10 protein-coding genes are annotated in these 9,967 nt (G+C 69.2%); 5 read left to right on the top strand and 5 right to left on the bottom strand.

Annotation, left to right across the window (positions count from 1 at the left end; genetic code table 11):
• Positions 1 to 20: 20 nt before the first annotated feature.
• From ehuD to ehuB, 3 genes are read right to left on the bottom strand one after another with little or no spacing between them, the layout of a single operon-like run.
• Positions 21 to 674: an ectoine/hydroxyectoine ABC transporter permease subunit EhuD gene (gene ehuD / locus J0695_RS35080; protein WP_206968818.1), complete on the bottom strand. Its 654-nt coding sequence runs from the start codon at positions 672 to 674 to the stop codon at positions 21 to 23.
• Entirely contained in the window at positions 671 to 1,348 is a 678-nt protein-coding gene (gene ehuC / locus J0695_RS35075; protein WP_206968817.1) for an ectoine/hydroxyectoine ABC transporter permease subunit EhuC, read from the bottom strand. Before ehuC ends, ehuD begins: the two co-directional genes overlap by 4 nt.
• Positions 1,345 to 2,250: an ectoine/hydroxyectoine ABC transporter substrate-binding protein EhuB gene (gene ehuB, locus J0695_RS35070; RefSeq protein WP_206968816.1), complete on the bottom strand. Its 906-nt coding sequence runs from the start codon at positions 2,248 to 2,250 to the stop codon at positions 1,345 to 1,347. The genes ehuC and ehuB overlap by 4 nt, the downstream gene beginning before the upstream one ends.
• Before the next feature lie 75 nt (positions 2,251 to 2,325).
• Here ehuB and J0695_RS35065 point away from each other — a divergent pair, with 75 nt between their 5' ends.
• Positions 2,326 to 2,835: a DUF3830 family protein gene (locus tag J0695_RS35065; RefSeq protein ID WP_206968815.1), complete on the top strand. Its 510-nt coding sequence runs from the start codon at positions 2,326 to 2,328 to the stop codon at positions 2,833 to 2,835.
• On the opposite strand, the gene J0695_RS35060 is transcribed toward J0695_RS35065, so the two are convergent.
• Positions 2,807 to 4,255, bottom strand: a complete 1,449-nt coding sequence (locus tag J0695_RS35060) for an amidase (RefSeq protein ID WP_206968814.1) — start codon at positions 4,253 to 4,255, stop codon at positions 2,807 to 2,809. The genes J0695_RS35065 and J0695_RS35060 overlap by 29 nt on opposite strands.
• Positions 4,248 to 5,198, bottom strand: a complete 951-nt coding sequence (locus J0695_RS35055) for a D-2-hydroxyacid dehydrogenase (protein WP_206968813.1) — start codon at positions 5,196 to 5,198, stop codon at positions 4,248 to 4,250. Before J0695_RS35055 ends, J0695_RS35060 begins: the two co-directional genes overlap by 8 nt.
• A 163-nt stretch (positions 5,199 to 5,361) precedes the next feature.
• On the opposite strand from J0695_RS35055, the gene J0695_RS35050 reads away from it, so the two are divergent.
• From J0695_RS35050 to J0695_RS35035, 4 genes are all read left to right on the top strand, one after another.
• Positions 5,362 to 6,156: a maleate cis-trans isomerase family protein gene (locus J0695_RS35050; protein ID WP_206968812.1), complete on the top strand. Its 795-nt coding sequence runs from the start codon at positions 5,362 to 5,364 to the stop codon at positions 6,154 to 6,156.
• Complete coding sequence (locus J0695_RS35045; protein WP_206968811.1) at positions 6,153 to 6,872, top strand: maleate cis-trans isomerase family protein; 720 nt, start codon at positions 6,153 to 6,155, stop codon at positions 6,870 to 6,872. Before J0695_RS35050 ends, J0695_RS35045 begins: the two co-directional genes overlap by 4 nt.
• A gap of 300 nt (positions 6,873 to 7,172) precedes the next feature.
• Positions 7,173 to 8,276: an LLM class flavin-dependent oxidoreductase gene (locus J0695_RS35040; protein ID WP_206968810.1), complete on the top strand. Its 1,104-nt coding sequence runs from the start codon at positions 7,173 to 7,175 to the stop codon at positions 8,274 to 8,276.
• 259 nt (positions 8,277 to 8,535) lie between these two features.
• A partial coding sequence (locus J0695_RS35035; RefSeq protein ID WP_206968809.1) for a glycoside hydrolase family 18 protein occupies positions 8,536 to 9,967 on the top strand: 1,432 nt, incomplete at its 3' end.

Below are 9,967 nucleotides of genomic sequence, written 5' to 3'. Positions count from 1 at the left end.
GGGCTGCGGGGGTGGGGGTGTCAGCGGACAAGGCGGCGCTCCAGGGCTCGTACAAGAAGAGAAGCCGGATAGGCGATGAGGATGAAGGCGACGCCGACGACGGTCAGCGGCTCCGTGTACTGGAAGGTGTGCGAGCTCTCCAGCCGGGCCTGGCCGAGCAGGTCGAGGACGCTGATCGCGACGACCAGCGGGGTGTCCTTCAGCATCGCGATGACGTAGTTGCCGAGCGCGGGGACCACCCGGCGGATCGCCTGGGGCAGGATCACCGCGGTCCAGGTGCGGGTGACGGGCAGGGACAGCGCGGTGGCCGCCTCCCACTGGCCGGCCGGAACGGCGTCGATGCCGGCCCGGTAGACCTGAGCGGTGTACGTCGAGTAGTGCACGCCGATCGCCACCGTGCCGGTGGTCAGGGCGGAGAACTGCACGCCCCAGTCCGGCAGTACGAAGAAGAGGAAGAAGAGCTGCACCAGCAGCGGGGTGTTGCGGATGAACTCGGTGATGACGTTCACCGGCCACCGGATGAAGCGGGTCGGCGCCCGGAAGGCGATCGCCCACACCAGGCCGAGTGCGAAGGAGAGCACCGACCCCAGGGCGAGTATCTGCAGCGAGACGAGCAGTCCGTCCCAGAAGCGCGGCATGAAGTCCCAGACCGCGGACCAGTCCCAGCTGTTCACTTGGCACCTCCGGCGGCGACGGGCTGCAGGCCGAGACCGGCCTTGGTCTTGCGCTCGAGTGCCCGCATCCCCCGGGTGAGGAGGAAGGCGATCACGAAGTAGATGACGAGGGAGAGTGCGTAGATCTGCGCGCTCTCCTGGGTGGCGAGGCGTACCAGGTACGCGGCGAACGACACGTCACCCACGCCGAGGAGCGAGACCAGCGCGGTGCCCTTGAGCAGCTCCACGAGGAGGTTCGAGAACGGCGGGATCATCTCGGGGATCGCCTGCGGGAGGCGGATCAGCTTCATCTGCTGCCACGGCGTGAAGTTGAGCGCGATGCCCGCCTCGCGCTGGGCCGGTGAGACGGCGTTCAGGGCGCCGCGCACGATCTCGGCGCCGTACGCCCCGTAGCTCAGTCCGAGGGCCAGTACGGCGGCCCACATCGGGACGAGCGCCCAGCCGAAGAGGTTCGGCATCACGAAGAAGATCCAGAACATCAGGACCAGCGCCGAGGTGCCGCGGAAGATCTCGGTGTAGAAGCCCGCGAGGAAGCGCACGACGCGTGAGCGGTGGGTGCGCGCCATGCCGACGCCGAAGGCGACGACGGAGGCCAGCGCGGCGCTGTAGACCGTCAGTTGGATGGTGATCCAGATACCTGGGAGGACCCAGTGCTGCCACAGTCCCGACGTCATGCGCACAGCTCCTTGGCCGTCAGCGTGGTCATCTCCGCCTGGGTGAAGCCGAAGGGCCGCAGCACCCGGAAGAGTTCACCGCTCTTCTTCATCTTGTGGATCTCGACGTTGAAGGCGTCACGGAGTTCGGTGTCGGTGGGGCGGAAGGTGAATCCGCCGCCGTCGATCTTCTTCTTGCCGTCGACGACCGCTGCGAAGGCCGGTGTCGCCTCGGCCCTGCTGCTCTTCTTGACCACATTGCGGGCGGTGAGCGCGGTGCCGGCGAAGACGTCGACCCGGCCGGACTCGACGGCGTTCAGCCCAGCCACCTGGTCCTGGAGGATGACGATGTCCTTCTCGCGGTACCCGGCGGCGACGGCGTAGGCGATCTCCGCGTAACCGGTGCCCGTCGCGAACTTCGCCTTCTGCTTCACGACGTCCTCGTAGCTGTGCAGGTTCTTCGGGTTGCCCTTGCGCACGATGAAGGAGTCCAGCATCTGGTACTCGGGGTCGGCGAAGATGACCTGCTGGCAGCGCTCTTTGTTGATGTACATCCCGGCCGAGACGACGTCGAACTGCTGGGAGTTGAGGCCGGGTATGAGGGAGGAGAAGTCGGTGGCGACCGGCTGGACGTGGGCGATGCCGAGTCTCTTGAAGATTATCTTCGCGAGCTCCACCGCCTCGCCGGTGAATTCGCCCTGGTCGTTGATGTAGCCGTACGGCACCTCGCCCGCGATGCCGAGGCGCACGGTCCCCTGCGACTTCAGCCGCGCCAGGGTGTTGCCTGACGGCACCTTGGCGCAGCCGGCAGCCCCGAGCGCCCCCGCGGCTCCCAGGGCTGCCGTACCGAACAGCAGGGAGCGGCGGCGCACGGAACGCCCTGGGGTGATGCTCTTCGATTTGTTCCTCGATGGTGGAGCCATGGCCGCGCGGCTACCCGGCCGCGGTGAAGTTATGCCCAACAGTTTTCGTGCGGCCAGTTCGGGTAGCCAGGGGGCATGGCTGACCGATTCATCGAAGTCTCGCTCGACAAGCGCGGTGTGAGCTGCACCGTGAAACTCCTCGACGCCAAGGCCCCGGTGACCTGTGCGGCGGTGTGGGACGCACTGCCGCTGGGCGGGGATGTGTACCACGCGAAGTATGCGCGGAATGAGATATACGCCCTGTTTCCCGGCTTTGCGGAGCACGAGCCGCCGCTGGAGAATCCGACCGTGACGCCCATCCCCGGCGACCTCTGCTACTTCACCTTCTCCGAGATATCGCTGGGCACTTCCTCGCACGGCTACACGAAGAAGTCCGGCGGCCGGGAGCCGTCGCCGGTGGTCGACCTCGCCCTCTTCTACGAGCGCAACAACCTGCTGCTCAACGGGGACGCGGGCTGGGTGCCCGGCATCGTCTGGGGCACGGTGGTCGACGGCCTCGACCGGATGGCCGAGGCCTGCCAGGACCTCTGGCGCGCGGGCGCGCTCGGCGAGACGCTCAGCTTCCGGCGGGTGGAGCAGGGCTGAGTCCATTCACCGCGCCGGCAGCCCCGGACATATAGAGCGCGTGGGCCGCCCGCAGCACCAGCGCGTCCTGGTGGCGGGCACCCACCAGCTGGACGCCGATCGGCAGCCCGTCCTCGTCCACCCCGCAGGGGACCGTGGCCGCCGGCTGCTGGGTCATGTTGAAGGGGTACGTGAACGGGGTCCACCCCGTCCACCGCCGGTGGCCCGAGCCCTTGGGCACCTCGACCCCCGCCTCGAAGGCGGTGATCGGCATCGTCGGGGTGACCAGCAGGTCGTACGTCTCGTGGAAGAGGCCCATCCGGCGCCCCAGTTCCATCCGTACGTCCACCGCCGCCAGATACTCCAGCGCCGAGTACCGTGCGCCCGCGAGCGTGATCTCCCGCAGCCCCGGGTCGAGTTGTGCGCGCTGCTCGCGGCCGAGGGGCTGCACCACCCGGGCCGCCCCGCTGAACCACAGCGTGTGGAAGGCGTCCACCGGGTCGGCGAAGTCCGGGTCCGCCTCCTCGATGTAGGCCCCCAGCTCGGCCAGCTTCGAGACCGCGCCCCGTACCGCGGCGGCCACCGCGGGCTTCACCGCGACCTGCCCGCCGAGCACGGGGGAGTAGGCGATCCGCAGCCCCTTCACGCCGTCGCCGAGCCCGGTCCGGTAGCTCGTGGACGGCGGGGCGAGATGCGACCAGTCCCTGCTGTCGGGTGCCGAGATCACATCCAGCATCAGCGCCGCGTCCGCCGCGTCCCGCGTCATCGGCCCCACATGAGCGAGGGTCCCGAAGGCGCTGGCGGGGAAGAGCGGCACCCTGCCGTACGTCGGCTTCAGCCCGAAGATGCCGCAGAAGGACGCCGGTATACGGACCGAACCTCCGCCGTCCGTCCCGAGCGACAGCGGCCCCGCACCCAGCGCGACGGCCGCCGCGCTCCCGCCGCTTGAGCCGCCCGAGGTCCGCGAGGTGTCGTACGGGTTGCGTGTCACCCCCGACAGCGGGGAGTCCGTGACGCCCTTCCAGCCGAACTCCGGGGTCGTCGTCCTGGCCACGAAGACCGCGCCGTGCTCGCGCAGCCGCGCCACGGACGGGGCGTCCTGCTCCCACGGCCCTTTCGGGTCAATGGCCTTGGAGCCGCGCAGGGTCGGCCCGCCGCGCTGCAGCAGGATGTCCTTCACGGTGACCGGCACCCCGTCGAGCAGCCCCTGAGGCTCCCCGCGCCGCCACCGTCCGGCCGACTCCTCCGCCCGCGCCAGGGCCTCTTCGGTCTCGACCCGGACGAACGCGTTGACCCGTGGCTGCACCTCCTCGACCCGGGCCAGAACGGCGCGGGTGACATCGACGGGGGTGAAGGCGCCGTTCTCGTAACCGGAGAGGAGCTGGAGTGCGGTCAGCCGGGTCAGATCGGTGAGGTCGGTGAGGTCGCTCGGCTCAGTCATGCTGGGGGACGTACCCACGTTTCTTGTCGACCACGTTCGGAAGTTGCTTCCCGGCGGCCCAAAGTTCGTACAACTCCAGGAACTGCGCGCCCAGATCGTCGCGCCAGCCGATCGTGTCGCCGCTCATGTGCGGCGAGACGATCAGGTCGGGGACGTCCCACAACGGGCTCTCCGGGGGGATCGGTTCACGGGCGAACACATCGAGGGCGGCCCCCGCGATCCACCGGTTGCGGACCGCCTCGACCAGGTCGTTCTCGATGACGAGCGCCCCGCGCCCGACATTGATGAAGCGCGCGGACGGCTGCATCGCCCCGAGCATCCGGGCGTTGAACATTCCGCGCGTGGTGTCGGTGAGCGGGGCCGCGCAGATCACCCAGTCGGCGCGGGTGAGCAGCAGCGGCAGATCCTCGGGGCCGTGCACCTGGCCGCGCGCGGTCCTGCCGGTCAGGGCGACCTTCACGCCGAGCGCGGAGAGCGTGTGACCGATCGCCCGGCCGATGGGGCCCGAGCCGATCACGACGGCGCGGGTGCCCGCCAGGCGCATCGTCTCGCGGTGGCGCCAGCGGCGCTGCCGCTGGAGTTCGAGCGTGCCGGGGAGGTCCTTGGCGAAGGCGAGGACGAGCCCGGCGACGTACTCGGCGATCGGCTGGTCGAAGATTCCGCGCGCATTGGTCACCACGGTGTCGGACGCGGCCAGTTCGGGGCAGACGAGGTGGTCGACACCGGCGCTCGCGGTGTGCACCCAGCGGGGCCTCGGGCCGTCTCCCGGCCAGGCGCGGCGTACCGCGTCGGACAGGAAGTCCCACACCAGCAGGACGTCGGCGTGCGGGAGTTGAGCGGCGAGCGTCTGCTCGTCGGCGTGCAGGACACGGACCCTTCCGGTCAGCGCGCCCAGGCGGGGCGGCGGGTCGGCGTCCAGCACGAGAAGGGTGATCTCAGGCATCGGTGCAGCCCTTCGACGGAGGTCTCAGGATTTCGTCAGGGTAAGCACAAGGCAACGTCTGAGATGTGCGGATTGACCGGGCTCGGGAGCTACCCCTACCGTCGGCAGCAGTGCAACCCCGTGAATAACGGCCGCCTCACGTATGTCAGTTGGGGGCAGGTAAATGGACATCTCCTTTCTGGGCGGACCCGGGCCGCAGCGCGGCGTCGGAGTCGTGGCTCCTTTCGATTTCGCTCTCGACCGGGAGCTGTGGCGCTGGGTCCCGGACGACGTCTCTCTGCATCTCACCCGTACCCCGTTCGTGCCCGTGGAAGTCTCCCTGGATCTGGCGAGGCTCGTCAGCGAGCACGAGACGCTGAGGGAGGGGGTACGGGCACTGATCGCGGTGGCGCCGCAGGTGATCGCGTACGCCTGCACCAGCGGCAGCTTCGTCGGCGGTCTCGCCGGGGAGCGGGCGATGTGCGAGGCGATGACGCAGGCGGGCGAGCTGCCGTCGGTCACCACGTCGGGGGCGCTGCTGCAGGCCTTCGAGGAGCTCGGGGTGCGGCGGATCGCGCTGGTCACCCCGTACACGGAATCGGTGACTTCGGCTCTGGAGGATTACCTCGGCGAGGCGGGGATAGGGGTCACCGGACGGGCTTTCCTGGGCCTCACCAGGCACATCTGGAAAGTCCCTTACCGCGATGTGGTCGACATGGCGCGGGAGGCGGTGGCGGGCGCGGCCGACGCGCTCTTCATCAGCTGCACCAATCTGCCCACGTACGACGTGATCCCGCAGCTGGAGGCAGAGCTGCGGATGCCGGTGCTTTCGGCGAACCAGGTCACGATGTGGGCGGCGCTGCGGTCCATCGGGGCGCATGCGGTCGGTCCGTACCAGCGTCTGCTGCTGGACTCGCAGCCGGCGGCCGCCCCGGAACCGTCGCCCGCGCCGGAAGAACAGGGAGGCTGGACGGCATGACAGCGATCGGATTCCTCTATCCGGGACACTCGGCGGAGGACGACTACGAACGCATCGAGCAGATGCTCGCCTCGGACGTCCGGCTGGCGGTGGTCCACACGGACATCGGCGAGGACGCGCACCGGATCGACGCCCTGCTGGAGATGGGCGCGGCGGAGCGGCTGGCCGCGGGGGTCGAGGAGCTGCGGCTCTCGGGCGCCGAGGCGGTGGTCTGGGCGTGTACGAGCGGCAGCTTCGTGTACGGCAGGGAGGGCGCGCAGGAGCAGATCCGCGCGCTGGCGAGGTCGGCGGGGCTGCCGGCGTCGAGCACGTCGTTCGCTTTCGCGCATGCGGTACGGGCGCTGGGGGCGAGCCGTGTCGCCGTCGCGGCGACGTACCCGGAGGATGTGGCGGGCCTCTTCGCGGACTTCCTGAAGGCCGGGGGAGTGGAAGTGGTGTCGTCGCGGTCGAGCGGGATCATCACGGCGGCGGAGGTCGGCACGTGGGGCCGCGACGAGGTCCTCGAGCTGGCGCTGGCGGGGGATGCGCGGGAGGCGGAAGTGGTGCTGCTGCCGGATACGGCGCTGCATACGGCGGCGTATCTGCGGGAGCTCGAGCAGGTGCTGGGGAAGCCGGTGCTCACGGCGAATCAGGTGTCGGTGTGGGAGGGGCTGCGGTTGGCCGAGCGGAGGGTGTGGTCGAAGACACTGGGCCGCCTGTTCGCGCGCCCGGAGTAGCGCGGCCCCTGCACGGGCTCCGCCCGTGTGTCCTCAATCTCCCCCAAGCTCTCGGCTTCGCTCGAGCAGGGGGGACCCCCTCGACGGGCTTGATTTGCCTGATGCGGGCTTGATTTGCCTCGGCGTGGGCTTGAAGGTGTGCGGGTACCTACAGCTCGCGCACGCTGGATACCCACGCATTTTCAAGCCCACGCCGAGCAAATTCAAGCCCGTCCGGCGATTGAGGACCAGGGTCCGGGGCGGAGCCCCGGTGGGGGGCGCGCCCGGCGGCGCGGGAATAAGCGGGGGCTGCCCCCAGTTATGCGTAGCCGTACCGACCGACGGCAGAAATGGGCATTCACGGTGGACGCGATCAAGGGCACGGCACTCGGAAACGCCCCCGTACCCCTCTCCGTACTGGACCTCGTCACGGTCGGAGCCGGCCGCACGGCCACCCAGGCCATCCAGACCGGCGTGGACATCGCCAAGCTCGCGGAGAGCCGCGGCTACCACCGGCACTGGGTCGCCGAACACCACTCCATGCCCGGCGTGGCCTCCTCGTCCCCCGCCGTCCTCCTGGCGCACCTCGCCGCCCACACCACCCGGATCCGTCTCGGCTCCGGCGGTGTGATGCTCCCGAACCACGCCCCGCTCGTGATCGCCGAACAGTTCGGCACCGTCGAGGCGATGGCCCCGGGCCGTGTCGACCTCGGTCTCGGTCGTGCCCCCGGCACCGACGGGGCCACCGCCGCCGCCCTGCGCCGCAGCGAAACCCTCCACGAGGGCGCGGACGAATTCCCGCAGCAGCTCGCCGAGTTGACCCGGTTCCTGGACGACGACTTCCCCGACGGGCACCCGTACTCCCGGATCCACGCCGTCCCCGGCCCGGTCCAGGGCCCGACCGGACGGCCCCCGATCTGGCTGCTCGGCTCCTCCGGCTTCAGCGCGCGTCTGGCCGGCACCCTCGGGCTGCCGTTCGCCTTCGCGCACCACTTCTCCGCGCAGAACACCGTCCCGGCCCTCGACCTCTACCGGGACTCCTTCCGCCCCTCCGCCGTCCTCGACGCGCCGTACGCCCTCATCGGCGTCTCGGCCCTCGCCGCCGACGACGAGAAGGAGGCGCACCGCCAGGTCCTGACCGGCGCGCTCTCCATGATCCGGCTGCGCACCGGACGGCCCGGCCTCATCCCCACCCCGGAGGAGGCGGCCGCGTACACCTTCAGCGCGCTGGAGCAGGAGTTCGCCGACAGCTGGCTCTCCAATGTCATCACGGGCACGGCGGACGAGGTCCGCTCCGGCCTCGACGACCTCCAGAAGCGCACCGGCGCCGATGAGTTGATGATCACCGCGAACGCGCACGGCGGAGACATCCGACTGCGTTCGTACGAACTGATCGCGGACGCCTACGGCCTGCCGACGCGGTAAATCCTGGGTTACCGGAACTGGCTGGTCCAGATCCCGTCAGCCGTCCCGAACACCCCGAGAAGATCGATCAAGTCACCCTTAAACCGCTCGTCACCCATGGTGGCGGGCGGTTTTCGTGCGCCAGGCCCACGGCCGCTGTAAGCGGTTTCACCCCCGGATTGGTCTAGTCCTCAGTTTGGTTCAGACCATTGACGCGGTGTCGACAAGCTCGCTATCTCTACTCCACGACCAAACCGCCCGCTCACCCCGGAGGCTGTAAGTGCGCTCCCGCAGACCCCTGATCGCGGCCCTGACCACCGCCGCGCTCGCCACCGGCGCGCTCGGCGCGCTGCTCGGCCTCGGCTCCACCGCCGAGGCCGCCGCCACGCCGTCCACCGGCGGTGTGAAGATCGCGTACTACGACCAGTGGAGCGTGTACGGCAACGCCTTCTACCCCAAGCAGCTCGACACCCGGGGCATCGCGGGCAAGCTCGACGTCATCAACTACTCCTTCGGCAACATCCACCCCACCGACCTCACCTGTTTTGAGGCCAACAAGGCGGCGGGCGACGACAACAACGCCAGTGCGGGTGACGGCGCGGGTGACTCCTACGCCGATTACCAGAAGTCCTTCTCCGCGGCGGACAGCGTGGACGGCACCGCCGACAAGTGGGACCAGCCCATCGTGGGCGTCTTCAACCAGTTCAAGGAACTGAAGGCGAAGTACCCCAAGCTGAAGATCAACATATCGATCGGCGGCTGGAGTTACTCCAAGTACTTCTCGGACGCGGCCAAGTCCGACGCGAGCCGCAAGAAGCTCGTCGCCTCCTGCATCAAGCAGTACATCCAGGGCGACCTGCCGGTCGACGGCGGCTACGGCGGCGTGGGCGCGGCGGCCGGGATCTTCGACGGCATCGACATCGACTGGGAGTACCCGGCCTCCGCCGGCGGCCACCTCGGCAACCACACCGACCCCGCGGACAAGCAGAACTTCACGCTCCTGCTCGCCGAGTTCCGCAAGCAGCTCGATGCGTACGGCACCGCGCACGGCGGCAAGAAGTACCTGCTCACGGCCGCACTCCCGGCCGGTCAGGACAAGATCAAGAACATCGAGACGGACAAGATCGGCGCCTACCTCGACTACGCCAACATCATGACGTACGACATGCACGGCGCCTGGGACGCCGACGGCCCGACCTACCACCAGTCGCCGCTCAACTCCGGTGCGAGCGACCCGACGGACGTCATCGCGCCCGGCACCGAGAAGTACTCGATCTCCAACGCGATCGACGCCTGGCTCGACGGCGACTCCACGTACGGCATCGCGGGCGGCTTCCCCGCAAACAAGCTCACCCTCGGGTACGAGTTCTACTACCGCGGCTGGAAGGGCGTCCCCGCAGGGACCGCCAACGGCCTCGCCCAGAGCGCGACCGGCGCCTCGGCCGCACGCCCGCTCAGCGCACAGGCGGGCATCGCGTACTACAAGGAGCTCGGCGGGATCGTCGACAACCCGGCGACCACCTTCTGGGACGACGCGGCGAAGGCCTCGTACTTCTACAAGGACGGCGAGTTCTTCACCGGGCTCAACCAGAAGTCGATCCAGGCCCGTGCCGACTACGCCCACAACCGGGGCCTGGCGGGCGCGATGATGTACTCGCTGCTCGGCCTGGACGCCAACACGACCCTGTTCAACCAGATCGTCACCGCGGTCG

It is taken from the genome of Streptomyces beijiangensis (genome assembly GCF_017315755.1).
Taxonomy (GTDB): Bacteria; Actinomycetota; Actinomycetes; order Streptomycetales; family Streptomycetaceae; genus Streptomyces; species Streptomyces beijiangensis.
This window is presented reverse-complemented; position numbering and strand designations above follow the sequence as displayed.